The following is a 26,340-nucleotide window of genomic DNA, read 5'->3' on the forward strand; positions in this document are numbered from 1 at the left end:
ATAAAATGGGGATTACAATGCGGATTAACCTCTTACCCGGACTGGCAGCGGGTATCATGCTGCTGGCGGGTTGCAGCAGCTCAAATCAGCTGAGCGCCGCCGGCGAACGCGTTACGTTTGTCGATGAGCAGCCAGCAAGTCAATGTCAGCTTCTGGGCAACGTCACTGGCTCACAGAGCAACTGGCTGAGCGGGGCGGGCGGCGAAAACAGCGCGCTGCGCGGTGCTGCCAACGATCTGCGCAACCGGGCGGCTGAAATGGGCGGCAACGTTATTTATGGTGCCACCAGCCCGACGCAGAATCTGCTTTCTGCGTTCGCACCGCTTGACAGCAAAATGACCGGCCAGGTTTACAAGTGTCCGTAATAGCAGAGCAGCAATAAAAAAGCCGCGTGAGCGGCTTTTTTATTTGCGGCGGAATGTGGGGGTTACGAGCCGCTGTGGTCGCCATGAATGGCGACCCTGCATAAGCACGCCGGGCGCGCACCAATTGCGGCACGTCTGTTTGCAGGGTGCGCATTCATGCGCACCGGAGAGCGAGTATTACTCCTGACGCAGCTGCAGGTCCAGCGGGGTTTTGCTCGGCTCACCGCCAATCTCACGCGCCAGTCTGGGAACCATATAGCCGGAGACCTGGCTAAGCAGCTGGCGCATCAGCGCACGCGCTTCGGTATCTGAAACAAAGAAGTGGGCAGCGCCCTGAACTTTGTCGAGCACGTGGAGATAGTAGGGCAGAATGCCGGCATCAAACAGCGCATTGCTCAGCTCAGCCAGCGTATCTGCATTATCATTAACGCCGCGCAGCAGCACGCTCTGATTCAGCAGCGTCACGCCCGATCGCTTCAGCAGCTGCAGGCGCGCGCGCAGCGCCTCATCAATCTCCTGCGCATGATTGATATGGCTTACCAGCAGCACCTGCAGGCGGGTGTCAGTCAGCAGCTGGCACAGCGTTTCCGTAATGCGCGCCGGGATCACCACCGGCAGCCGGCTGTGGATACGCAGTCGCTTCAGATGCGGGATCTGCTCCAGCGCCGCAATCAGCCAGGCCAGCTCATGATCTTTAGCCATTAGCGGATCGCCGCCGGAAAGGATAATCTCATCCAGCTCCGGGTGCGCGGCAATATAGTCGATCGCCGCCTGCCAGTTACGCTTGTTGCCCTGATTATCCTGATAAGGAAAGTGACGACGGAAACAGTAGCGGCAGTTTACCGCACAGCCCCCTTTGACCAGCAGCAGCGCGCGGTTTTTATACTTGTGCAGCAGGCCCGGCACCACGCTGCTCTGCTCATCGAGCGGATCGGTAGTGTAGCCCGGCGCATCGGTAAACTCCTGGCGGCTGGTCAGCACCTGCAGCAGCAGAGGGTCACCGGCATCGCCGTGGCGCATGCGCTGGATGAAGGCGCGCGGCACGCGCAGGGCAAAAAGCTGGCGTGCAGCGTGGCCGGCAGCTAATTCCTGATGATGTTCGAGGCCTAAAAGTTGCAGTAATTCAGCAGGATCGGTGACAACATCAGCAAGTTGCTGCAACCAATCTTCTCTGACAGGGGAATTTAGGGTTACAATGTGTGCCATTTTTTTGGCTATTACCAGTTAATATCTACAGAGGGCCTTTATGGCGACTTATCTTAGCAACGATTTTCGTTCCGGTCTTAAAATCATGTTCGAAGGCGAACCTTATGCCATCGAATCCAGTGAATTCGTAAAACCGGGTAAAGGCCAGGCTTTCGCACGCGTTAAAATGCGTCGTCTGCTGACCGGTTCTCGCGTTGAGAAGACTTTCAAATCTACCGACTCTGCCGAAGGCGCAGACGTTCGTGATATGACGCTGCAGTACTCTTACAACGACGGTGATTTCTTCTACTTTATGCACCCTGAGTCGTTTGAACAGTACCAGGTTGAAGCAAAAGTACTGGACGACGTGACCAAGTGGCTGCAGGACAACGCAGAGTGTATCGTAACCCTGTGGAACGATAAACCGATTGCCGTTCAGCCGCCTAACTTCATCGAAGCAGAAGTTACCGAAACCGATCCGGGTCTGAAAGGCGACACCGCCGGAACCGGCGGCAAGCCAGCGACCCTGTCGACCGGCGCAGTCATTAAAGTGCCACTCTTCGTTCAGATTGGCGAAGTGGTGAAAGTTGACACCCGTTCAGGTGAATACGTTTCCCGCGTAAAATAAGCACGACAACAGCACTCAATCAGGCGCATCAGTGATGCGCCTTTTTTTATGCCTGCAAAACGCGATGCCGGCGTGAATTTTTCCGGGGCGCAGCTACCAGGGCTGCAGAAGCGGACTATGCTTTAAAAGCTGTACTTTTACTGCAACCAACAAGGATATGGCTATGTTTAAGAAAAGTATTGTCGCAATTTTCTCTGTGCTGGTGCTCTCTTCGGTACTGAGCGGCTGTAACACCACGCGTGGCGTTGGTGAAGATGTCGAAGCGGGTGGTCAGGCAATTCAGCGCAGCACCCAGTAAAATCTGCCGGTGCGAAAGCTTTCGCACCGCTCTTTTTTTCTCTGACCTGCCAGCTTCTCTTCCGCTACGCCTCGTTGTTTGCAGCTTCTGTTCCGGGTAGACTTCCACCCCTTATTTGTATGAGGAGTCATCACCATGAGCGAAACGGCAAGCTGGCAGCCGAGCGCACCCATTGCCAATTTGTTGAAACGCGCCGCGATTCTGGCGGAAATCAGGCGTTTCTTTGCCGATCGCGGCGTGCTGGAAGTGGATACCCCGGCGATGAGCCAGGCCACTATTACCGATATCCATCTGGTGCCGTTTCAGACGCGTTTTGTCGGACCTGGCGCCAGCGAAGGCCGCGATCTCTGGCTGATGACCAGCCCGGAATACCATATGAAACGGCTGCTGGCCGCTGGCAGCGGGCCGATCTACCAGATGGGGCGCTGCTTCCGTAATGAAGAGGCGGGGCGTCATCACAATCCTGAATTCACCATGCTGGAGTGGTATCGCCCGCACTACGATATGTATCGCCTGATGAACGAGGTGGACGATCTGCTGCAGCAGGTGCTGGAGTGCGACACCGCAGAATCCCTCTCCTACCAGCAGGCATTTATCCGTCATCTGGAGATTGATCCGCTCTCTGCGGATAAAACGCAGCTGCGCGAAGCCGCGACAAAGCTCGGCGAGGGTGAGCTGGCGCAGCGCGAAGAGGATCGCGATACGCTGCTGCAGCTGCTGTTTATGCTGGGCGTGGAGCCGAAAATTGGCAACGATAAACCCTGCTTCGTCTATCACTTCCCGGCAAGTCAGGCTGCGCTGGCGGAGATCAGCACGGAAGATCATCGCGTTGCTGAACGCTTCGAGGTTTATTATAAAGGGGTTGAGCTGGCGAACGGCTTTCGCGAGCTGACCGACAGCCGTGAGCAGCGTCAGCGTTTCGAACAGGATAACCGCCGTCGTGCGGCGCGCGGGCTGCCGCAGCATCCGATTGACCACTATCTGCTGGATGCGCTGGCGCATGGTATGCCGGCCTGTTCCGGCGTGGCGCTGGGCGTGGATCGCCTGATTATGCTGGCGCTGAAAGCCAGCGCGCTGAGCGACGTCATCGCGTTTCCGGTCGACAGAAGCTGAGAGCGTCAGGTTAAGCGCGGCGCTGGCTGGCGCCGCGGCTTACTGGGCGGTGGTTACGGGCGCGGCAGCTTCCGGAAACTCCTGAATCGTAACCGGCAGCGTCATTTTTTGCTCATTGCGCAGCACCTGCACATCAATCACTGAGCCGGGGCGGATCTCCGCCACCTGATCCATCGTCTCCTGCGCGGAGAGCGCAGGCTTGCCATTGACCTGCAGCAGCACATCGTTGGCCTGGATCCCGGCGCTATCGGCCGGACCGCCCGGCGCGACGCTGTTAACAATTATTCCCTGTACGCGATCGAGATTGCTGCCCTGGCCGTGCAGCGGCGGCAGTTCACGTCCGGTAATGCCGATATAGCCGCGGATCACCCGCCCGTCGCGGATCAGTTTATCCATGATTTTGGCCGCCAGCGCGGTAGGAATAGCGAAGCCGATACCTTCCGGTGTTTCTCCGTCGTTGCTCTTATCAAAGGTCAGCGTGTTGATACCCATCAGTTCGCCCAGCGAATTGATCAGCGCGCCGCCTGAATTGCCCTGATTAATAGAGGCGTCGGTCTGCAGAAAATTTTGCCGGCCGGAAGAGCTCAGGCCGACGCGTCCGGTCGCGCTGATAATGCCCTGTGTGACCGTCTGCCCGAGGTTATAGGGGTTGCCTATCGCCATCACGACGTCACCAATGTGCGCTATTCGCGCGGCGTTAATGGGGATAACCGGCAGACCTGAGGCGCTGATTTTGAGCACGGCTAAATCGGTCATGGCGTCGGAGCCCACCAGGGTTGCTTCAAAAAAGCGGCCATCCTGCAGCGCTACGATGATCTGATCGGCGTTATTGATAACGTGTTTGTTGGTAAGGATGTACCCTTTCGCGTTCATGATCACACCTGAGCCGAGCGTGGTGATACCGCGATTATTGTTACCGTGAGCGCTGCGGTTGTAAACGTTGACTACGGCGGGCACGGCGCGGCGCACCCCCGGGTTAAAACTGAAAGGGGTTTCGTCAGCGCTGCTTTCATGATCAAAAGTGACGTCGCTGCCCATACGCAGCGCCGGAATCGCAACAAGCAGCAAGCCTGCTACGATCAGGCCCATCACCACTGCACGCAAAAGTTTAAGAAACATGGTGTTATTTCAAGCCAGGTGAGATCGCAGGGCAGAATAACATGAGAAAGGCGGACACACACCTGCTTGTCCGCCTGTCGGAAGGATTATCTCAGCAGCAGGTAGATACTCTCGTCGCCACGCACCACATTCAGCGCCAGCACCGGCGGTTTGCCCTCCAGCACTTTGCGCATCTCAGCGAGGCTCTGCACCCGGGTACGGTTTACGCCCACGATCACATCATCTTTCTGCAGACCGACCTGCTCAGCCGGCGTACCTTTTTCGATGGTGTCGACTTTAATGCCTTTATCACCTGTTTTGGTAGCGCCATCGCTCAGCTGCGCGCCCTGCAAAGCAGGAGACATCAGCTGCGCGCTGGCGGTGCTCTGCTCCAGCGTAACGGTCACGCTGACCGGCTTACCGTCGCGCAGCAGACCGATTTTCACCTGCTGGCCTGGCGGCGTAGTGCCTACTTTAACGCGCAGTTCGGCGAAGCTGGCGATCGGCTTGTCGTTGATAGAGGTGATGATATCGCCCGATTTTATCCCCGCTTTCTCTGCGGCGGATTTTGGCAATACTTCAGAGACAAATGCGCCACGCTGCGCGTCAACGTTAAACGCTTTCGCAATATCCGCCGTCATCTCGGTGCCTTTGATACCCAGCTGGCCGCGCTTCACTTCGCCGAACTGAATCAGCTGCTGCGCCAGGTTGATCGCCATATCACTGGGGATGGCAAAGCCGATACCGATATTGCCGCCGCTTGATGCCAGGATCGCGGTGTTAATACCGATCAGTTCGCCGTTAAGGTTGACCAGCGCGCCGCCGGAGTTACCGCGGTTAATCGCCGCATCCGTCTGGATAAAGTTCTCCAGTCCTTCAAGATTAAGACCGCTGCGGCCGAGTGCCGAAATAATTCCGGAGGTGGCCGTCTGACCCAGACCAAACGGATTACCGATGGCTACCGCAAAGTCGCCGACTTTCAGCGCATCAGAATCGGCGATTTTCACCTGCGTCAGGTTTTTAGCCCCTTCAACCTGAATCAGCGCGATATCTGTCTGCTCATCGTGACCAATCAGTTTGGCATCATACTCATTGCCGTCGCTGAGCTGGACGCTGATTTTGTCCGCGCCGTTCACAACGTGGTTATTCGTCAGAATGTAGCCTTTTGCCGCATCGATAATGACACCGGAACCCAGACCTTCAAACGGCTGAGGCTGCGACTGGCCGGGCGCCTGGCCAAAAAAACGCTTCAGCGGTTCCGGGATCTCCTGCGCCTGCTGACCGCTATCGCTGCCCTCTACGTGCACGCTGACCACCGCCGGCAGCACTTTCTCCAGCATCGGTGCCAGGCTTGGCAGCGCCTGCCCCTGAATCTGCGCCGGAAGCGCGGCCATCGCGCCTGACGTTGCGGCCAGGCTCATGCTGATACTCAGCGCCAGTGCGCTTAATAGTTTTGTTTGTTTTTTCATGGGTTATCAGGCTCTCGCTGCGAATAGGGGAGTACAGAAAGTGTGACAATCGTTTACTGCAAGTGTTCGAAACAAAAAGGGCACCGCATGAGGCGGTGCCCTGAAAAGATTAACTGCGGGGTGGGGTAGTGCGATCGCTGCCGCGCAGTAACCCGGAAGCGCCTTCAGAGTAGTCGCGCGGGATCTGCACCGGCGCCTGATCGTTATCCGCTTCCGCTTCCGTCAGCTGATAGGCGAACGGATTTTTTTCACCCGGCAGATTAGGCAGCAGATCGTTGGATCCTTTTGCCATGTGCTGATAAAGCTGGCGGTAATCGCGCGCCATATTGTCCAGCAGCTCTGCGCTCTGGGCAAAATGGTTGGTGAGCTCTTCGCGATAATCTGCCAGCTCCGCTTTTGATTTTTCCAGTTCATACTGCATGCTGCGCTGTTCGCGCAATTTTTTGTTGCCAAAACGCATAGCGACTGCGCCGACAATAATGCCAATCACTAAACCAATCAGCCCGTATTCCCAGGTCATAATAACTCCCGTGTAATTTCCGTTGCTTCGTAGGGCATTGCTTCAACTTCAACTTCAGCTTCACTATAAGTCACTATACCCGTTAATCTGCAGGAAGTGGAACTATCGGACTGTATCGCTTAGTGTAGAGCGGCCTAATTTTCAGCAACCGACACGTGAATCGGACTTTTCAGGGATTCTGAGAGAACCATGCAAACCTCATCTCCGCTTGCGCGCTATGAGCAGGCGCTGTCGCAGGGCGAGTTCCGCCCGGACGACGTACAACGTGAAGCTATAACCCGCTTAGACGCTATCCAGCAAGGGTTGATTGCCCGTCAGCAGCCGCGTGAAAACAGCGGCCGCGGCCTGCTGGGACGCCTCTCCCGGCTGGTCGGCAAAGAAAAAGCAGCGCCGGAAGCACCGGTACGCGGTCTCTATATGTGGGGCGGTGTGGGCCGGGGAAAAACCTGGGTCATGGACCTGTTTTTTCAGTCAATTCCTGGCGATCGTAAACTGCGACTGCACTTTCATCGGTTTATGCTGCGGGTACATGAGGAGCTGACGCAGCTGCAGGGGCAGAGCGATCCGCTGCAGATCGTGGCTGACCGTTTTAAAGCGGAGACCGATATCCTCTGCTTTGATGAATTTTTTGTCTCCGACATTACCGATGCCATGCTGCTGGGTACGCTGATGGAGGCGCTGTTCGCACGCGGGATCGCCCTGGTCGCCACCTCCAATATTCCACCGGACGATCTCTACCGCAACGGTCTGCAGCGCGCGCGCTTTCTGCCCGCTATCGAGCAGATCAAACAGCACTGTGAAGTGATGAACGTGGATGCCGGCATCGACTATCGCCTGCGTACGCTGACGTCAGCACATCTGTGGAACCATCCGCTTAACGACGCCACGCAGGCAGAGATGACGCGCATGTTTCGTGCGCTGGCGGGCGGAGCGCCCGATGATGCACCGGTGCTGGAGATCAATCACCGGGAGATGCCCACCCGTGGAGTACATGAAGGCGTGCTCGCCATTGATTTTCTGACGCTGTGCGGGGCGGGGCGCAGCCAGCACGACTACATTGAGCTGTCGCGGCGTTTCCATAGCGTGCTGCTGTTTGATGTGCCGGTCATGATTTATAAAACTGAAGATCAGGCGCGCCGCTTTCTGGCCCTCGTGGATGAATTTTATGAACGCCACGTCAAACTGGTGGTGGCAGCGGAAACCTCGCTGTTTGAAATTTATCAGGGAACCCGGCTGAAGTTCGAGTATCAGCGCTGCCTGTCACGCCTGCAGGAGATGCAGAGCGAGGAGTATCTCCGGCTGCCGCATCTGCCGTGACGCCCGGCCAGAAATCGTGAATTTTGTCGCAAAAAGGTTCGATTTTTAAATCTGACTTCTCTATAATCTTGCGACCCCACGTTACAGCACAGCATTTCTTTTCCCGGAAAACTGTGTGATCCGGTAACTCTACCTGAGGGGGTGGGCTTGCTGGGCGAAATGGTCGCGTGAGCCTCAATCGTTAACTTAGCGTTTGGGATTTCACCAACGTGTAACTTTTATTTGGGTAAGCTTTTCAATGAAAACTTTTACAGCTAAACCAGAAACCGTACAGCGTGACTGGTATGTTGTTGACGCAACTGGCAAAACCCTGGGTCGCCTGGCGACTGAACTGGCGCGCCGTCTGCGTGGTAAGCACAAAGCGGAATATACTCCGCACGTTGACACCGGTGATTACATCATCGTTCTGAACGCGGACAAAGTTGCTGTAACCGGCAACAAGCGTACCGACAAGATTTACTATCACCACACTGGTCACATCGGTGGTATCAAGCAGGCGACCTTCGAAGAGATGATTGCCCGCCGTCCTGAGCGTGTGATTGAAATCGCGGTTAAAGGCATGCTGCCAAAAGGCCCACTGGGTCGTGCTATGTACCGTAAACTGAAAGTTTACGCAGGCAACGAGCACAACCACGCGGCGCAGCAACCGCAAGTTCTTGACATTTAATCGGGATTATAGGCAATGGCTGAAACTCAAAACTACGGCACTGGTCGCCGCAAAAGCTCTGCCGCTCGCGTCTTTATCAAGCCGGGTAGCGGTAACATCGTAATTAACCAGCGCTCTCTGGAGCAGTACTTCGGTCGTGAGACTGCACGCATGGTCGTGCGTCAGCCGCTGGAGCTGGTTGATATGGTTGGTAAACTGGATCTGTACATCACCGTTAAAGGTGGTGGTATTTCTGGTCAGGCTGGTGCGATCCGTCACGGTATCACCCGCGCTCTGATGGAATACGACGAATCTCTGCGTGCAGAACTGCGCAAAGCGGGCTTTGTTACCCGTGATGCTCGTCAGGTTGAACGTAAGAAAGTCGGCCTGCGTAAAGCACGTCGTCGTCCTCAGTTCTCCAAGCGTTAATTGCTTACTGCTTCGGCAGTGTCAATTGGCTCAAAAAACCCGCTTCGGCGGGTTTTTTATTGGCTGTTATCCCGGTAAAGCAGTGTAAAAACGCGAGCTTTCCCGGCTATTTGCCCGCAAATGCGCAACCCCGCCCCACAAGCTGCTTAAAATCTGGTAAACTCACTGACACTTTGCGCCCGCGAGCCGCGGCCTGAACTGACGCTCCGCTCCGGACATGAGCCGGATATCAGCGCTGCCCGGCAGTGTGCGAGTCTGATGATCGGGTGAGTCGCCGTGTGGTTGGCTATTCGCAGTATATTTTTGTGAACAAACTTGGAGGTTTTCATGGCTGTCGCTGCCAACAAACGTTCGGTAATGACGCTGTTTTCTGGTCCGACTGACATTTTCAGCCATCAGGTACGTATTGTACTGGCTGAAAAGGGCGTCAGCGTGGAGATCGAGCAGGTTGAACCAGATAATCTGCCGCAGGATCTGATTGACCTCAACCCGTATCGCACTGTACCTACGCTGGTCGACCGTGAACTGACGCTGTATGAATCACGCATCATCATGGAGTATCTGGATGAGCGTTTCCCGCATCCTCCGCTGATGCCGGTTTACCCGGTTGCGCGTGGTGAAAGCCGCCTGATGATGCACCGCATTGAGCAGGACTGGTATAGCCTGCTGCGTACTATCGAAACCACCAGCGGTGCCGAGGCAGATGCGGCGCGCAAACAGCTGCGTGAAGAGCTGCTCGCGATTGCGCCGCTGTTTGCGCGCACGCCGTTCTTTATGAGCGAAGAGTTCAGCCTGGTGGATTGCTACCTGGCGCCGCTGCTGTGGCGTCTGCCGCAGATGGGCGTTGATCTGAGTGGTGCCGGCTCGAAAGAGCTGAAAGGCTATATGACACGCGTATTTGAACGCGACTCCTTCCTCGCTTCATTGACGGAAGCTGAGCGGGAAATGCGCCTGCAGGCTCGGGGCTAAGTATGGAAATGTCGCAACTCACCGCGCGTCGCCCCTATCTGCTGCGGGCATTTTATGACTGGCTGCTGGATAATCAGCTGACGCCGCATCTGGTGGTGGATATCAATTTGCCTGGCGTACAGGTACCGCTGGAGTATGCGCGCGACGGACAGATCGTGCTGAATATTGCGCCGCGTGCGGTCGGCAATCTCGATCTCTCCAATGACGAAGTGCGCTTCAACGCGCGCTTTGGCGGCGTGCCGCGTCAGGTTTCCGTGCCGATGGCTGCTGTAATGGCAATCTACGCGCGTGAAAATGGCGCGGGCACCATGTTCGAACCGGAGCCGGTCTACGATCAGGCGATGGACGATCAGGAAGCGGGTCAGGAAGAGACGGTCATGTCGGTTATCGATGGCGATCGTCCGGATGATGCTCAGGATGAGGATCATTCTCCTGATGACGAGCCACCGCCGCGCGGCGGACGTCCTTCACTGCGCGTCGTTAAGTAATTTCCTCGCGCAGAAAAAACGGGCCNGGCCCGTTTTTTTATGCTGCAACTCAGTAGACGTCGCGCAGATAGCGTTTTTCTTTCTTCAGCTGGTCGATATAGGCCGCGGCGCGTTCACCGGACAGACCGCCAGCCTGGCGTACCACTTCATACAGTGCGGCATCGACATCTTTCGCCATGCGCGATGCATCACCGCAGACGTAAAAGTATGCGCCTTCCTGCAGCCAGGCGTAGAGCTCAGCGCCTTTCTCCAGCATCCGGCTCTGAACATAAATTTTCTCTTCCTGATCGCGCGAGAAGGCGAGGTCGAGGTGCGTCAGCAGACCGCTCTGCTGCCAGCCGTGCAGCTCATCACTGTAGATATAGTCATGTTCCTGATGCTGATCGCCGAAAAAGAGCCAGTTTTTGCCTTTTGCTTCCGTTGCCTGACGCTCCTGCAGAAACGCGCGAAACGGCGCGATACCGGTACCCGGTCCGACCATGATCAGCGGTGCATTGCCATCAGCCGGCACGCGGAACGCCTTATTAGGCGAAATAAAAATAGCCGGTTTCTCGCCGCGGCGGACGCGCTCTGCCAGATAAGTGGAACAGACGCCTTTACGCTCCCGTCCGCCGCTGTGGTAGCGCACAGAGGCGATAGTCAGGTGCACCTGATTGGGATGCGCTTTGGCGCTGGAGGAGATGGAGTAAGCGCGGTGCTGCAGCGGCCGCAGCATCGCCACAAATTCCGGCACCGACAGGTTGCGCTTCAGCTCCAGCTGTAGCAGATCGAGGCTGTCTTTGCCCCACAGCCAGTTGGCCAGCGTATCTTTATCGTCATGCTGCAGCACATGCAGCAACTCCTGGTTGGCGGTGTGCTGGCCAATCCACTCAATCAGCTTGCGTGACGGCTCGGCGATCTCAAACTGATAGGTCAGCAGATCGCCCAGATTGCGATCGAAGCCCGGCACCGGCGTTTCATAGTCCGCTTTCAGCTCAGTCAGCAGCAGCGTGACCAGCGCGGGGTCGTTAACCGGAATAATTCCCAGCGCATCGCCCGCTTCATATTTCAGGCCACTGCCGCTGAGATCAAATTCAAAGTGGCGGATATCTTTGGCAGACTGTTCGCCAGAGAGGCGTTTATTGGTGGTCAGCGCAGCCGCATAAGGGTTCTGCTTATTGCTGCCAGGGATCACCGGCGCTTCCGGTGCGCTCTCCAGCACGGTGCCGCTGCTGCCGGCGCTGGCGGCAAACTGCGGCATCGCGCTGCCAATCCAGGCATTGGATGGCTCTTCAAAATCGATATCGCAGTCGATGCGATCTACCACGCGGCGTGCACCCAGCTGTTCAAGACGCATATCGATAAATTTACCCGCCTGGCAGAAGCCGTCGTAGCCGGTATCACCAATTGCCAGTACGGCAAAGTGCATCTGCTCGAGGCGCGGTGCGGTGCTGGCTGAAATCGCCTGCCAGAACAGCTGCGCATTGTCAGGCATTTCACCTTCACCATAGGTTGAGGTCACAATCAGCACATGACGCATGGTGGTGAAGACCTCGAGATCGACCTCACCCAGCGCCTGCACCACCGGAACCAGACCTTTGGCACGAGCCGCTTTAGCCGCAGTCTGGGCCAGCGCTTCGGCATTGCCGGTCTGGGAGCCGAACAGAATGTGCAGCTGCGTGGTTGCGCTGGCGCCAGCGGCAGGTGCCGTCTGCTTATCTTCCAGCACTAACAGGCGCGAGTGGAGACCGGCGAGAAAGCCCGCCAGCCAGTATTTCTGCTCACCGTTAAACGGTGCGTCTTCAGGAATGTAAGGAATCTTCATGATACGGGTACTCAATCCTGTTAGTAGTGTTCTCTCTTAAGGCTCAAATGCCGGACTGACGCGTTCAGGACAGTTTTCCGACCGCAGCGGCAATTTCCGGCAGCGCCGCACGCGCAAACAGCTCTTCAAAGTCCGGCAGATGACCCAGCACCTCGCGATGGCGCGCATCCTGATAGATGATCCAGCCATAGGTCGCCAGGCTATCCATAGAGCGGATATTACGCTGCGTTAATGCCGCTTTGTAATCAGCCATGCGTTTTGCCGCGATCAGGCTTGCCAGCTCATCATCGCTGTAGCTCTCAATTGCCGCGCGGGCGTGCCGCTGCAGCTTACTGACCAGCGCAAAGTCCTCGGTCATCAGCAGATTGCGTACCGCTTTTTCAACCGCCGGATCTTCCACTGCGGTGCCTTTCGGCAGCTTGCCCAGCGCCAGCTGCTGCGCAAAGCTCAGCACGGTGTAGTTGTTAAGCAGGACAAACATCTCCTGCGTATCGGTCGCACCGTAGGCGGGTACGGCCCCGTCAGCAATGGTTTTGCCGCTGCGCCACGCCGCTTTAAATTTGGCTACCTGATGCGCAGCCAGCGAGGTTGAAAGCTCTTCCAGCAGATCTTTGCGCGATTTTGCTTTCAGGATCTCGCCGCCATCCTGGTAGAGCAGCAGCGAACGCGGCATAACATACACAAAGTGCTGACATTCGCTCTCCCAGTTCGCCAGCAGCCAGGCGGCGCGTGGCGAGCGGGTCGCTTCCAGATGCCAGTTCAGCATGGTCAGTACCGCCTGCTTATGCACGCGCGCCATCTCGTTATCATCCGCAATGGAACCAAAGAGTACGGAGTCTCCCGCTGCATGGCCGGCAAGGTTGCCGTACGGGTCATACTGATAAGCGAAGCCGCCGCTCATGCCGTTGCCAAAGCCTTTGCCAAAGGTGCCGAGGTTAAGGATGGCGCCGTTGGTCATATATTCGCAGCAGAAATCGCCCACGCCTTCCACCACGGCGGTGGCGCCGGAGTTACGTACCGCGAAGCGATCGCCCGCCTGGCCCTGCACAAACAGCCGGCCACCGGTGGCACCAAATAGCGCAAAGTTGCCGATCAGCACGTTGCCGTCGCTATCCTGTGCGCCGCCGCCTGGTGACATCACCACCAGCTCACCGCCGCACTGACCTTTACCTACGCCATCGTTACAGGTGCCGTAGTGCTGCATCAGCATGCCGTCGTTACAGAACGCCCCGAATGATTGTCCGGCTGCGCCCTGGGTATGGATTTGCACCGTGCGCGGCGCCAGGTAGTGGCGCCCGCGATCGTCCTTCAGCACCGCCGGCAGCAGGAGGCGCTGCTCAGCCGGCAGCGTATGGTTCAGCAGGCGCTCAATATCGATAGCCAGCTGACCGCCAACGCTTTTATTGCGGTTATTCAGGGTGACACCGTTGCCCAGCGTAACCTCACGGCCTGCCTGCTCAACCAGCTGCGCCGTCACTTCCGTTACCCAGCCGTCGTCGAGCGTAAAATCTTTTTCCAGATAGACCGGATGCGCGATTTTCTGTTCCGGTACTACCGTCAGCATGGCGCGCAGATCGAGTTTGCCCACTTCCAGCGGATGATCCATCAGGTGCAGCAGATCGGCCCGGCCGCGCGCCTCGCGCAGAGAGCGCAGGCCGAGGCGGGCAAGAAACTCACGCACTTCCTGCGCCACGTTAATAAAATACTGCGCCAGCTGACGCGGATCGCCATCAAAGGCTTCGGCATTGGTGGTTAAGCCCGCCGGGCACTTCACATTGCAGTTTTTCGCCATCACGCACTTCAGCATCATCAGTGCCGTGGTACCAAACTCAAAGCTGTCGCCGCCCAGCAGCGCGGATTTAATCACATCGCTGCCGGTCTGCTGCGCGCCGGAGCAGCGGAGCTGTACTTTGTCACGCAGGCCATTAGCGCACAGCGCCTGATGGACTTCAGCGATACCGATTTCTGCCACGCGGCCGGTATATTTCAGGCTGGTTACCGATGCCGCACCGGTCCCGCCGGTGTTGCCCGCCACGTTAATGACGTCGGCGCCGGCTTTGGCTACGCCCACCGCAATGGTGCCGATACCTTCTGAAGAGACCAGTTTGACAATAACGCGCACGCGCGCGGCTTTGCAGTCGTGGATAAGCTGTGCCAGATCCTCAATAGAGTAGGTGTCATGGTGAGGCGGAGGCGACACCAGCTCCACACCCGGCGTGCCGCCGCGTGCCGCAGCAATCTCTACCGTGACTTTAGGCGCCGGCAGCTGACCGCCTTCACCAGGTTTTGCACCCTGGCCAATTTTGATCTCCAGCTCTTCCAGCATCGGATCGGCCAGGTAGGCCGCCCAGACGCCAAAACGTCCTGAGGCCAGCTGTTTAATGCGCGAGGCGCGGATCGTGCCGTGACGCGAATAGTGCTCGCCGCCTTCACCGCAGTTACTCATGCCGCCCACCATATTAGTGCCGTGCGCGACAGCTTCATGCGCAGGCGCAACCAGCGCTCCGTGGCTCATCGCGCCGGAGGCGAAGGTGCGGGTGATTTCGTGTGCCGGCTGAATCTCCTCCAGCGGCAGCGAAGGCTGCGCCGTGAAGATTTTTGCCAGATACTCTGCGGCTTTACCATAGGCGGTAATGCGCAGCACGCTCTCTTCCACACTGCTGCTTTCAATATCATCCCGGAAGCGGGTGCTGAGCGCACGCGCCAGCGCCGCCAGACGCTCCTGCTCCGGTTTCAGGCCGGCAATCGCGTCGATCAGGCGCAGGTCAAACTGGTTCAGGCTGCCCGCTACCGCCTGACACTGCAGGCCACGGATGGCGAAGCCATTGTTCACCAGCGAATAGCGGCCCAGCTTGCGGCCAAACTCCGCTTCACTGTCAACGTGGGTCAGATCGCAGGGCAGGGCAAGAATGTCACGCAGCGCTGCCGGACGGCGTTTGCGCTCGGCATGCATCAGGCTGGAGAACTGACGGTAATCCGGCGTAATGGCAAAGGTATCGATGACCGCATTCGGGATCCGTTCGAAGCTGCTCTCTTTAAATGCATCCGCTTTGATACCAAACGCGTTTTCCAGCCTGGCAAGCGTCATCAGTCGGATAAAGTTATCCTCTTCGCGCGCCTTATCGGCAAAGCGGATCGGCTGTTCAGTCATATCGATGAAGGTTCGCACGGCGATGGTGCCATAGGAGTGACCGGCACCTTCCGCACGCTCTTTGAACAGGCCAAGCAGCGGCACTTCCGCTTCACCCTGGATTTTCAGCGCGCTTTGATGCCAGTCCACTGCCATCTGGGCGATCGCCGGGAAGCCTGCGCCGCCCACCGGAGTTTTGATATTCGGGAAATATTTTTTCAGTACCGGATCTTCAGTATCGAGAAAATTAGGCTCAAAGAACTCACCGCAGCTGTAGCTCTCGACGGTGCAGAGGCCCACTTTACCCATGGTCTTCATCAGCGCTTTCTCAGCGGCTTTGGCATAGCGCCTGAACGCCTTGTTGCCCTCTTCACCTTCGCCAAATTTCTCTTCTGCGCGCATCTGTACGCCCAGCGGATAGACGGCGGAAGCACCGAAGCCCAGCGTGGCAGCGATATGGTGCGACGAGATGCTCTGACCGCTCTCCACGACCAGAGAGACATCCAGACGCAGCCCTTCCTGCACCAGACGCTGGTTAATGGCGGAGATCACCAGCAGCATCGGCATAGCGGCATGCGTGGTTGAGACATGACGATCGGTGATCACGGCAATGCCGCCCTGCGCACGGGCGAAATCCACCACCTGCTGAGCCAGATGGTCTATCGCTTTTTCCAGCGCGCTGGCGTTAGCGGCGCGGCTGACGATATCTTTACCGATCACTGGCTCATAAAGCATTTCAAAGCGCGCGTAAGGCGCCACGTTCTGCTCGCGCAGGCGCAGCATATCAAGGTGGGTCAGGATCGGACTGGGCACAATAATCTGCTGCCCTTTGCTGCGGCCAAGATGGGGTTTTGCGCCCAGCGCCACGCGCAGCGTCATGCCATCAGCTTCACGGATAGAGTCGAGCGGCGGGTTGGTCACCTGCGCAAAGCGCTGCGAAAAGTAGTGCGCCAGGCCGCCTTCATGATCGGAAAGGCCATTGATGGCGTTGCCGTAACCCATTGCGGAGATCTTCTCCGCACCGGTCTGCAGCATCGGATCCATCATGAACTTGAAGCTTTCCTGGTTGTAGTAGTAGGCGACAAAACGCTGGTAGGTTTTGAGATCGCCGCGATAGCGCAGCGGAGAGCCAAGCTTCTCGGCCGGAATTTCCGGCAGCTCATGCAGCTCGACGCGCGCCGCCTGCAGCAGAGCACGATAATCTTTTGCGGCCGCCAGTTTTTCCAGCGCTTCGGTCGTGGTATAGGCGCGCTTCTCTTTGTGATCGTAATAGAGCATACCGCCCGCTTCGATACGGCCGCGACGCAGCACGCTTTCTGGCGGAAAGGCAATCTGGCCCGCTTCGGACATGGCACCGATATAGTCGGCAGTTTCCACTGAACGCAGCGGACGCAGGCCCAGGCGATCCAGACGGGCACCGATGACCTCGCCGTTGCCGAAAATCAGCGCGGCCGGACCATCATTTTTCTCTTCATACAGCGAAAAGTACTCCAGCATCGCCCGCACGTCAGCGGAGAGTGAACTGTCGTTCTCCCACGCCGGGGGCATCATGGAGACCACGGCGGTGATCAGATCGAGGTCGTCTTCCATCAGGCGGCTGTGAATGCTCTGGTCAAGACGCGAGCTGTCAGACTGGCCTTTAGGGCGGACAATTTTTTTACCGCGCGCCAGCATCAGCGCCGCTTCAGCAATGCGGTTTTTACGATCGGTATTCAGCTCGCCGTTATGCGCCATCAGGCGGAACGGCTGTGCCATAGTGGTATGAGGATCGGTATTGGTCGAGAAGCGGGTATGGAAAAAGAGTCCGCGCACCTGGTGATCGCTGTCGGTGAGATCTTTGAAGTAAGGGATCACTTCATTCGAGTTCAGACGCGCTTTAAACACCTGCGTGCGGGAAGAGAGTGAGAGCGGATAGAGGCCGCCAAACTCACTTTCGGTGAACGCGCGCGCTTCGATATCCAGCAGCGCCCGGTAGATCTGACGTTCGAAGTCAGTCTGATTCGTCAGCGCAGGCGGAGCGGCAAACACCCACTGCACAATCGGCAGCTGAAACGCCACGGCGGCAGGGCGGGTTACGCTATTATCCAGCGGCATATCGCGCTTCAGCAGCACCGGGAAATTCCATGCGGCCAGCGTCTCTTCAACCAGACGTTCGGCATTGGCCCGCAGCGCGGCATCTTTCGGGATAAAAAAGTTGCCTACGCCAAACTGGCCAGCTTCCAGCGCCTGGCCGGTTAATTTACGAAAGAAGTTAAGCGAGAGATCGACGTTAACGCCGGCACCATCACCGACACCCTCTGCGGACATCCCGCCGCGATGCGGCACGGTGCAGAGTGCGCTGTGCGCCATCTGCAGAATGTCATGTGTCTGCTCGCCGTCCTTGCGGGTAATAAAACCTACACCACAGCTATCGCTGCCTGCGGCCGGGTCGTACAAACCATAGGAATGAGGTTTTTGCGTGGACATTGAGAGTCTCCTTAAACTGCTTTAGACATTGCCTGTTCTGTTTCAGGCACAGAGCGCTGACGCGTGCTGTTTCACTGGTTTTTTCCGCGCTGTACGCGGGCGTCGCCACACCGAGCAATGACTCTCAGGATCCGGGTATAACGTCCTTGATGAGTTGCTCTTTAATCCGGTCTCTAACGGGAGATAACTTGCATCCAGAGGGAGTCTTCTTGCTGCATAGATATGTCGAGACACAGTCCCGACTGGAAAGCATCCAGCGGAATTTCAACTTATCGGGAAAGCGCACAGAGGTCAAATAGAGAGCGCTGAGCCCTATATCTGCAGGAAAAATTGGTTAACCTGATGAATTTTAAGTTTTTTAACAGTAAATTTATGTCAATAAGCGCCGATTTAAACCCCTGCTAAGTGTGAGCCGTCTCACTATCTGCAGGCGGCGAAATTACTTTACCCTGCTGGCAGTGCTGTTTATAGCAGCATAAAATATCGTAGCAATGCCAGCCGGCATGTCATGTATCTGTTTTTCTTATGGCGTCTGTTTTGAATTAAATATAAGTCTGTATAAGTAAAACTAATCAGAAGGCAACTGAGTAAAACTGCGTTAAATGTGAATCAGTATGCAATGAGGAGGGGTGGCAATATACTGAGAAATCAGCTGCCACAGGCGAAAGAGAGCAATAAGGTCTGACGCTTAGCTGCGCGCAGACGGCCTTTCAGATTATTCACCTGTGCAAATTAGTCAAGTGCTTTACTCAGCGCGCGCCAGATAACGTTCAAGCCGGGCGCGGATGCACTATGATGGGGCGTCAGGCGGGCGCAATATCCCGGTCAGCCCGGGCAGACGCAGGCTAATTACGTTATGATGGCGCCATTCGTTCAGGGGATCTGCCATGAAACAAATTCGTCTGTTAGCTCAATATTATGTCGACCTGATGGTCAAACTCGGTCTGGTGCGCTTTTCACTGCTGCTGGCGTCGGCGCTGGTGGTGCTGGCGATGATTGTCCAGATGGCGGTCACTATGGTACTGCGCGGGCATGTGGAAAGTATCGACGTGGTGCGCTCGGTCTTCTTTGGTCTGCTGATTACGCCCTGGGCGGTCTATTTCCTGTCAGTCGTGGTCGATCAGCTGGAGGAGTCGCGTCAGCGGCTAACGAAGCTGGTTGATAAGCTGGAAGAGATGCGCACGCGCGATCTCGAGCTTAATCAGCAGATGAAACAGACCATCACGCAGCTGAATCAGGAGATCAGCGATCGCATCAGCGCAGAAGAGGCGCGTAAACAGGTGATGGATAAGCTGCGTGAAGAGATGGCGCGCCGCGAGCAGGCGCAGATTGAGCTGGAGCAGCAATCCTCTTTCCTGCGCTCATTTCTGGATGCATCGCCCGATCTGGTCTTTTACCGTAATATCGACAAACAGTTCTCCGGCTGCAACCGTGCCATGGAGTTGCTGACCGGCTTAAGTGAAAAACAGCTGATCGGACTGACGCCGCGCGATATTTATGATGATGAGGCCGCGACCAAGGTACTGGAAACAGACGAAAAGGTGTTTCGCCATAACGTATCGCTCACCTATGAGCAGTGGCTGCAGTATCCGGACGGGCGCAAAGCCTGTTTTGAAATCCGTAAGGTGCCCTATTACGATCGGGTGGGCAAACGCAGCGGCCTGATGGGCTTCGGACGCGATATTACGGAGCGTAAGCGCTATCAGGATGCGCTGGAGAACGCCAGCCGGGAGAAAACCACCTTTATTTCAACGATCAGTCACGAACTGCGTACGCCGCTGAACGGCATCGTGGGTCTGAGCCGTATCCTGCTGGATACCGAACTCAGCCAGGAGCAGCTGAAGTACCTGAAAACGATTCACGTCTCCGCTATCACGCTGGGCAATATCTTTAACGATGTTATCGAAGTGGACAAAATCGAGCGGCGCAAAGTTCAGCTGGATAACCAGCCGCTTGATTTCACCGGTTTTCTTGCCGATCTCGAAAACTTATCGGGCCTGCTGGCCCAGCCGAAAGACCTGAAATTTGTAATGCAGCCCGCGCTGCCGCTGCCGCATAAAATTCTGGCTGATGGCACCCGTTTACGGCAGATCCTGTGGAACCTGATTGGAAACGCCGTGAAATTCACCCGCGAGGGAGAGATTGTCGTGCGGGTCACATACAGCGCGAATGAAACGCTGCGCTTTGAAGTGCAGGATTCAGGTATGGGTATTCCGCAGGAGGAGCAGGACAAAATCTTTGCCATGTATTATCAGGTCAAAGATCAGCACGGCGGCAAGCCCGCGACCGGCACCGGTATCGGGCTGGCGGTGTCGCGTCGCCTGGCGCAGGCGATGGGCGGAGATATCACCGTCAGCAGCGCGCCGGGTAAAGGCTCCTGCTTCGTGGTTGAGATCAACGCGCCGCGCGTGGCTGACGAAGTGGAAGATACCGGCCTGGATGACAGCCTGCCGCTGCCGGCGCTGCACGTACTGCTGGTGGAGGATATTGAACTGAACGTAATTGTCGCCCGCTCGGTGCTGGAGAAGCTCGGCTGCAGCGTTGAGGTCGCCATGAACGGCCATGACGCGCTAAGCCTGTTTGATCCGCAGGAGTTTGACCTGGTGCTGCTGGATATACAGCTGCCGGATATGACCGGGCTGGACGTTGCGCGCGCTATCCATCAGCAGCATAAGGGCGTGCAGCTGCCGCCGCTGGTCGCGCTGACGGCCAACGTGCTTAAAGATAAAAAAGAGTATCTCGATGCCGGAATGGATGAAGTACTCAGTAAACCGCTGGCGGTACCGGCGCTGACGGCGGTGATCAAAAAATTCTGGGATTATCAGGGCGAGGCAGAAGAGACAGATATGCCTGTCGCGGATACGCAGTCGCGCATGCTGCTGGATGTGGCGATGCTGGAGCAGTATATCGAGCTGGTCGGGCCTGGCCTGATCACGCAGAGCCTGACGATGTTTGAGCAAATGATGCCTGGCTATCTTGATGTTCTCGATTCCAACATGATGGCGCGCGATCAGAAAGGCATTGCTGAAGAGGGGCACAAAATAAAAGGTGCCGCAGGATCGGTAGGTTTGCTGCATCTGCAGCAGCTGGCAAAACAGATTCAGTCACCGGAACTGCCGGCCTGGTGGGACAATGTGCAGGAGTGGATCGATGAACTGAAGCAGGAGTGGCGACAGGATGTTGCCGTGCTGCGTGAATGGGTTGCCGGGCGGGAAAATCAGAAGCGCTAAAAAAATGACCCCGGTCGAAACCGGGGTGCGCGAATACTGCGCCAACACCAGGGAAAAAGCGACTGCTGCTGTTATGGTTAATTGAAGTAAAAAGCAGCAGTCAGGTATTGGTTAACGTTACAAAATCACCTTAGCAAATTTGTCAGCCTGCGCGACAAGATTCATTAAATTGTGTGATGTTGAACAACGTTCCGCTACAGAAAACATTAATTTGACAACACTGTCAAGCGGGGAATCAATTTCCCCGCTGATTTGTTCGTTATTTAGTCAATATTTGCCGGTTTTGGCTGATTTTTAGCCGTCAGGATTGAGCGAAGCGGCGAAATGCCGGATGGCCCTCAGAAGACCGATTGTTGTCCGGTAAATCGTAATTATACTCTTGTTTTGTAACAAAAATAGCCGCACTGCATCACATTTATCCGAAACGTTTTGGAAAGCAGGCAGTTAAACTTCCAGATCGGTCATACTGAAAAACAGGCCGATCAGAGTGTAAAATTTGATTTACGGACAATTACCGGGGGATTGGGCTTTCTGGCAGCATAATATGTGTCTGAAACCGATCTCATAGCAGACAATAGTCAGGAAAGGCTAAGCTGCCTCCTGTGAATGTTAAGCTATATGAAAGTCTTATTAACATGATTATTAGTGCAGGTTAACTGCAGTCTGAAGTTTGCGTTGCGCGATTTTTATGCATGGAACCGATTCCTTAAAGATGGAAGTCATTGATGTTTCAGGGTATCAGCAGAAGAGCTACTGCTGGCCTGAACGCTTTTTCAGCTTCGGAAACCGACTGGCTGGATGCAGGCGGGTATAACAATGAGCACTGGACGCAATCATGACCAGAGTGATTAATTAATGCAGGGAAGGGATACAGGAAGACGTAATGAAAAAACACAGAGGAAAATGGGTCAGCCGTTTCAGGGCGCTGATGATTAAATGTCTGCTGGCATGGGCAGTACTCTGGATCGGGGGAATTGCCGTTTTCGCTTTTTTACCCGTGCCATTTTCCGCGGTTATGGCGGAACGTCAGGCAGGCGCCTGGTTGCACGGGGATATCGGTTATGTCGCGCATTCAGAGTGGGTCAGCATGGATAACATTTCTCCGTGGATGGCGCTGGCCGTGATTGCCGCCGAAGATCAGAAATTCCCTGAGCACTGGGGATTCGACGTCGGCGCTATTCAGCAGGTGCTCGACAGCAGCAGCGGCGAGCGCATGCGTGGCGCGTCAACGCTTTCTCAGCAGACCGCGAAAAATCTCTTTTTGTGGGACGGACGTAGCTGGCTGCGTAAAGGGCTGGAGGCGGGCATGACGGTTGGGATTGAAACCGTCTGGAGTAAACGTCGTATTCTGACGGTCTATCTTAATATTGCTGAGTTTGGTCCCGGTATTTTTGGCGCTGAGGCCGCAGCGCAGCACTATTTCCATAAGCCCGCCAGCCGCCTGACTATCGCAGAGGCTGCTCTGCTGGCCGCCGTATTGCCTAATCCGATCCGGTTTCGCGCGGATGCGCCTTCAGGCTATGTTCGCCAGCGTCAGCAGTGGATTATGCGTCAGATGCGCCAGCTGGGAGGGGAGGGGTTCCTGAATCGCTACCGTCTGCACTAAAACCTTTACTCTTCGTCAAAGCCCGATTCAAACAGCTCAATAACGGCGGCCAGCGCCGCGGTTTCCTGCGGTCCGCTGGCTTCAATTTCAATATGACCGCCTTTGGCTGAATCCAGCATCAGCAGTGCAATGACGCTGCTGGCCTCAGCCTCGGTACCCGCTTCATTGCGCAGCAGAACATCCGCGTCAAAACTCTGTACCAGCTCAAACAGCTTCATCGCCGGGCGCGCATGCATGCCCAGCTTGTTACGGATTTCCACAGTTTGCTTTACGGTCATGATTTACGCTTTTCCAGGGTGCGATGACGCGACTGCACGTTTTTACCGCGCGAGCGGAAATAGTCAGCCAGCTGCTCGGCAATATACACGGAACGATGTTTGCCACCGGTACAGCCGATCGCCACAGTAAGGTAGCTGCGGTTGTTGGTTTCCAGCATCGGCAGCCATAGCTCAAGATAGCTGCGCGTCTGGTAGATAAAATTGTGCACTTCGGTATGCCGATCCAGGAACGCCGCCACCGGTCGATCGAGGCCCGTCATCGGACGCAGCTTGGGATCCCAGTGCGGGTTAGGCAAAAAGCGTACGTCAAACACGTAGTCGGCATCAATCGGGATACCGTGTTTGAAACCGAACGACTCAAACACCATCGTGAGTTCGCGTTCGCGCTTGCCCAGCAGGCGGGTGCGCAGCATCTCAGCCAGCTCATGCACTGACATCTCTGAGGTATCAATAATCAGATCGGCACGCGAACGCAGCGGCTCCAGCAGATCGTTCTCTTCATCAATGGCGCTTTCCAGCGACAGGTTTTTGCTGGAGAGCGGATGCAGACGACGGGTGTCACTGTAGCGCCGGATCAGCGTATTGCGATCGGCATCCAGAAACAGCAGCTGAGGAGAGAAAGAGTCAGGCAGATTATTTAACGCCAGCTCAAATACTTCCTGCGACTCCGGCATGTTGCGTACATCAATACTTACCGCCGCCGAAATATTCCGCTCTGTCAGCGTATTCGCCAGCTCAGGCAGCAGGACTACCGGCAGATTGTCGACACAGTAAAAGCCCATATCCTCCAGGGCACGCAGCGCAACTGATTTACCTGAGCCTGATCGACCACTGACGATCATCAGCACCATCACAATTCTCCCCTGTTTTATCCGGCCCGCAGACCGGTAACGCTATGTACTGATTACGAATGCGCTTCCTGAGCTTCTGTGATAATGGCATAGAGCTCTTGATCACTCTGGGCCGCGCGCAGGCGACGGCAGACCGTTTTATCTGCCAGGCGTTTTGCGACCAGCGACAGGGTATGAAGGTGCGTCTTACACTGATCGGCAGGCACCAGCAGAGCGAACAGCAGATCGACCGGCTGATTATCCACTGCATCAAAAGCAATAGGCTGATCGAGGCTGATGAACACGCCCACCGCCCGCAGCGTATCCTCTTCCAGTTTGCCATGCGGAATAGCAATACCATTGCCAATGCCGGTACTGCCCATACGCTCGCGGGTCAGAATCGCTTCGAAAAGCGTCTGGTGCGGCAGATTGAGCTGCTTAGCTGCCAGTTCGCTGATAATCTCCAGCGCGCGTTTTTTACTCTGGCAGTGTACGCCGCTGCGGGTGCAGTCAGGCGTCAGAACCGAGCTCAATTCCAGTGTCAGATCGTTGTTCATCGTGGTTTCACTTGCGAGTTCACATAGCCACAGAGCTAAAGCTCTGCTGGCGCTTGCGCAGATGATAAAACGGGGCGCTTTTCTGCCCCATTTTTCCCTGAGCGCTGAACGGGTCAGCGCTCTGCAAACGTGAAGGTTAGTGTTTTTTCAGTTTGTCTTTGTGTTTGGTCAGCTGACGTGCCAGCTTATCAACCAGCCCGTCAATGGCCGCGTACATATCTTCCGCTTCCGCTGTGGCGTGCAGCTCACCGCCGTTAACGTGCAGAGTTGCCTCTGCAATCTGAGTCACTTTTTCCACTTTCAGAACAATATAAACCTGATTGATGCGATCGTAATAGTGTTCAAGTTTGCCAAATTTGCTGTTCACAAATTCGCGCAGCGGGTCAGTGATTTCGACATTCAGTCCGGTAAGGTTTAGCTGCATAGGTCTTCCTTCTCAGTTCGGTCAGACCAGCTGTTTACGCTGGTTTGATGGCGGTATAGATAAAGACTCGCGATACTTCGCAACCGTACGTCGCGCTACCATAATACCCTGTTCAGATAACATGGCGGTCAGTTTGCTGTCGCTCAAGGGTTTTGCGGGATTTTCTGCCGCGACCAGTTTTTTTACCAGCGCACGTATAGCCGTAGACGAGGCTTCGCCGCCGCCTTCCGTGCTGACATGGCTGGAGAAAAAATATTTCAGCTCAAAAATACCACGCGGACTGTGCAGATATTTTTGCGTGGTCACACGTGAAATGGTGGACTCGTGCATATCAACCTGTTGCGCAATATCTGCCAGCACCATCGGACGCATATACTCTTCGCCCTGCTCAAAAAACGCCTGCTGCTGCGCAACGATACAGCGGGTAACTTTGAGCAGAGTGTCATTACGACTCTCCAGACTTTTGATGAGCCAGCGCGCTTCCTGCAGATTATTGCGAATAAACTGGCTGTCGCTATCGCTGCGCGCTGAGCCGCCCATGGCGGCATAGTGCTGGTTGATTCGCAGACGCGGCAGGCTTTCAGCATTCAGTTCCACTATCCAGCGTGCGCCCGCTTTGCGCACCAGCACATCCGGAATAACATATTCCGGTTCACCCGTATTGATCGATTGTCCGGGGCGCGGATCGAGCGACTGTATCAACAGCATTGCCTCTTTCAGCACCTCTTCTTTCAGACGGGTCACCCGCATCAGGCTGCGGAAGTCGTGATTAGCCAGCAGATCGAGATGTTCACTGACAATCAGGCGCGCCTCTTTTAGCATAGGAGTGTCAGTCGCATATTGCGATAGCTGAACCAGCAGACAGTCGCGCAGATCGCGCGCGCCTACGCCAACCGGGTCAAACCGCTGGACGCGTTTGAGAACCGCCTCCACCTCATCCAGCGTCAGCTCATCGTCGCCAATACTGTCGCAAATTTCCTGCAGCGTAACGGTGAGATAACCGGTCGTGTCGATCGCATCAACAATGGATGTTGCAATAGCGCGATCGGTATCGGTAAACGGTGTCAGCTCCACCTGCCACATCAGGTAATCCTGCAGCGACTGCGTGGTTTCTCCCTGATACACCGGCAGTTCATCATCCTGATAATCTGTTCCGGTGCCGGAAGGGGTGCCGGCGGTATAAATTTCATCCCATGACGCATCCAGCGGCAGCTCGTCAGGCATCTCTTTCTGTTCCAGCGCCTCACGGGTATCTAACGTATCGCTTTCCTGCGTTTCGCGTGCGTCCACTTCATCATGAATATCGGTCTGCTCAAGCAGCGGATTGCTCTCCAGCGCCAGCTGGAGCTCCTGCTGGAGTTCAAGCGTAGAGAGCTGCAGCAGGCGAATGGCCTGTTGCAGCTGGGGGGTCATCGCCAGCTGTTGGCTGAACCTGAGTTGCAAACCTTGCTTCATAATCCGGCTTGAATGTCCTAAGCGAATATCGGGTT

At 55.9% G+C, this 26,340-nt stretch carries 22 protein-coding genes; 11 read left to right on the plus strand and 11 right to left on the minus strand.

The window, feature by feature from the left end; all coding sequences use genetic code 11:
• The first annotated feature begins 17 nt into the window (after positions 1-17).
• Positions 18-365, plus strand: coding sequence for a DUF4156 domain-containing protein (locus F3I15_RS13410; protein WP_039385686.1), 348 nt, complete (start codon positions 18-20; stop codon positions 363-365).
• Positions 366-542: 177 nt separating this feature from the next.
• Here the strand turns inward: F3I15_RS13410 and epmB are convergent, their stop codons facing one another.
• The gene (epmB, locus tag F3I15_RS13415) at positions 543-1,571 is read right to left on the minus strand and encodes an EF-P beta-lysylation protein EpmB (RefSeq protein ID WP_150018247.1); all 1,029 of its coding nucleotides are present in this window, start codon (positions 1,569-1,571) and stop codon (positions 543-545) included.
• 40 nt (positions 1,572-1,611) lie between these two features.
• Here epmB and efp point away from each other — a divergent pair, with 40 nt between their 5' ends.
• The 3 genes from efp to epmA all read left to right on the plus strand — a co-directional run bounded on the left by efp (position 1,612) and on the right by epmA (position 3,589).
• Complete coding sequence (gene efp, locus F3I15_RS13420; protein ID WP_150018248.1) at positions 1,612-2,178, plus strand: elongation factor P; 567 nt, start codon at positions 1,612-1,614, stop codon at positions 2,176-2,178.
• 163 nt (positions 2,179-2,341) lie between these two features.
• Complete coding sequence (locus F3I15_RS13425) at positions 2,342-2,476, plus strand: entericidin A/B family lipoprotein (RefSeq protein ID WP_039382142.1); 135 nt, start codon at positions 2,342-2,344, stop codon at positions 2,474-2,476.
• Positions 2,477-2,611: 135 nt separating this feature from the next.
• Positions 2,612-3,589, plus strand: a complete 978-nt coding sequence (gene epmA, locus F3I15_RS13430) for an elongation factor P--(R)-beta-lysine ligase (protein WP_039382145.1) — start codon at positions 2,612-2,614, stop codon at positions 3,587-3,589.
• 39 nt (positions 3,590-3,628) lie between these two features.
• Here the strand turns inward: epmA and degS are convergent, their stop codons facing one another.
• From degS to zapG, 3 genes are all read right to left on the minus strand, one after another.
• On the minus strand, positions 3,629-4,708 hold the full coding sequence (degS, locus tag F3I15_RS13435) for an outer membrane-stress sensor serine endopeptidase DegS (RefSeq protein WP_150018249.1): 1,080 nt from the start codon (positions 4,706-4,708) through the stop codon (positions 3,629-3,631).
• An 86-nt stretch (positions 4,709-4,794) separates the two neighbouring features.
• Positions 4,795-6,156 (minus strand): serine endoprotease DegQ, encoded by a 1,362-nt coding sequence (gene degQ / locus F3I15_RS13440; protein ID WP_150018250.1) that lies wholly within the window; start codon positions 6,154-6,156, stop codon positions 4,795-4,797.
• A gap of 109 nt (positions 6,157-6,265) precedes the next feature.
• Positions 6,266-6,676 (minus strand): Z-ring associated protein ZapG, encoded by a 411-nt coding sequence (gene zapG, locus F3I15_RS13445; RefSeq protein WP_094110668.1) that lies wholly within the window; start codon positions 6,674-6,676, stop codon positions 6,266-6,268.
• Positions 6,677-6,865: 189 nt separating this feature from the next.
• On the opposite strand from zapG, the gene zapE reads away from it, so the two are divergent.
• The 5 genes from zapE to sspB all read left to right on the plus strand — a co-directional run bounded on the left by zapE (position 6,866) and on the right by sspB (position 10,525).
• Positions 6,866-7,993 (plus strand): cell division protein ZapE, encoded by a 1,128-nt coding sequence (gene zapE / locus F3I15_RS13450; protein WP_094110669.1) that lies wholly within the window; start codon positions 6,866-6,868, stop codon positions 7,991-7,993.
• A 238-nt stretch (positions 7,994-8,231) separates the two neighbouring features.
• The gene (rplM, locus tag F3I15_RS13455; protein WP_039382157.1) at positions 8,232-8,660 is read left to right on the plus strand and encodes a 50S ribosomal protein L13; all 429 of its coding nucleotides are present in this window, start codon (positions 8,232-8,234) and stop codon (positions 8,658-8,660) included.
• A gap of 15 nt (positions 8,661-8,675) precedes the next feature.
• Positions 8,676-9,068, plus strand: coding sequence for a 30S ribosomal protein S9 (rpsI, locus tag F3I15_RS13460; protein WP_039382160.1), 393 nt, complete (start codon positions 8,676-8,678; stop codon positions 9,066-9,068).
• A 327-nt stretch (positions 9,069-9,395) separates the two neighbouring features.
• Positions 9,396-10,037 carry a stringent starvation protein SspA gene (sspA, locus tag F3I15_RS13465; RefSeq protein ID WP_039382163.1) on the plus strand — a complete coding sequence of 214 codons (642 nt, stop codon included), beginning with the start codon at positions 9,396-9,398 and terminating at the stop codon, positions 10,035-10,037.
• A 2-nt stretch (positions 10,038-10,039) separates the two neighbouring features.
• On the plus strand, positions 10,040-10,525 hold the full coding sequence (gene sspB, locus F3I15_RS13470; protein ID WP_039382169.1) for a ClpXP protease specificity-enhancing factor: 486 nt from the start codon (positions 10,040-10,042) through the stop codon (positions 10,523-10,525).
• 49 nt (positions 10,526-10,574) lie between these two features.
• Here the strand turns inward: sspB and F3I15_RS13475 are convergent, their stop codons facing one another.
• On the minus strand, positions 10,575-12,329 hold the full coding sequence (locus F3I15_RS13475; protein WP_150018251.1) for a sulfite reductase subunit alpha: 1,755 nt from the start codon (positions 12,327-12,329) through the stop codon (positions 10,575-10,577).
• A gap of 64 nt (positions 12,330-12,393) precedes the next feature.
• Complete coding sequence (locus F3I15_RS13480; protein WP_150018252.1) at positions 12,394-17,925, minus strand: glutamate synthase-related protein; 5,532 nt, start codon at positions 17,923-17,925, stop codon at positions 12,394-12,396.
• Positions 17,926-18,812: 887 nt separating this feature from the next.
• On the opposite strand from F3I15_RS13480, the gene arcB reads away from it, so the two are divergent.
• Together arcB and mtgA are read left to right on the plus strand one after the other, a co-directional pair.
• Positions 18,813-21,155: an aerobic respiration two-component sensor histidine kinase ArcB gene (gene arcB, locus F3I15_RS13485; RefSeq protein ID WP_150018253.1), complete on the plus strand. Its 2,343-nt coding sequence runs from the start codon at positions 18,813-18,815 to the stop codon at positions 21,153-21,155.
• A gap of 883 nt (positions 21,156-22,038) precedes the next feature.
• Complete coding sequence (mtgA, locus tag F3I15_RS13490; protein ID WP_150018254.1) at positions 22,039-22,761, plus strand: monofunctional biosynthetic peptidoglycan transglycosylase; 723 nt, start codon at positions 22,039-22,041, stop codon at positions 22,759-22,761.
• Between the two features lie 5 nt (positions 22,762-22,766).
• Here the strand turns inward: mtgA and npr are convergent, their stop codons facing one another.
• From npr to rpoN, 5 genes are all read right to left on the minus strand, one after another.
• Entirely contained in the window at positions 22,767-23,039 is a 273-nt protein-coding gene (npr, locus tag F3I15_RS13495) for a PTS phosphocarrier protein NPr (RefSeq protein ID WP_039382188.1), read from the minus strand.
• Positions 23,036-23,890: an RNase adapter RapZ gene (rapZ, locus tag F3I15_RS13500; protein WP_039382191.1), complete on the minus strand. Its 855-nt coding sequence runs from the start codon at positions 23,888-23,890 to the stop codon at positions 23,036-23,038. Before rapZ ends, npr begins: the two co-directional genes overlap by 4 nt.
• A gap of 53 nt (positions 23,891-23,943) precedes the next feature.
• A complete protein-coding gene (ptsN, locus tag F3I15_RS13505; RefSeq protein ID WP_039382195.1) occupies positions 23,944-24,426 on the minus strand; it encodes a PTS IIA-like nitrogen regulatory protein PtsN in 483 nt (160 codons plus the stop codon).
• A gap of 136 nt (positions 24,427-24,562) precedes the next feature.
• Complete coding sequence (gene hpf / locus F3I15_RS13510; protein WP_039382198.1) at positions 24,563-24,850, minus strand: ribosome hibernation promoting factor; 288 nt, start codon at positions 24,848-24,850, stop codon at positions 24,563-24,565.
• 21 nt (positions 24,851-24,871) lie between these two features.
• A complete protein-coding gene (gene rpoN / locus F3I15_RS13515; RefSeq protein ID WP_150018255.1) occupies positions 24,872-26,305 on the minus strand; it encodes an RNA polymerase factor sigma-54 in 1,434 nt (477 codons plus the stop codon).
• Positions 26,306-26,340 lie beyond the last annotated feature (35 nt).

The sequence above is a fragment of the Pantoea sp. M_9 genome (assembly GCF_008631385.1).
GTDB lineage: Bacteria > Pseudomonadota > Gammaproteobacteria > Enterobacterales > Enterobacteriaceae > Pantoea > Pantoea eucrina.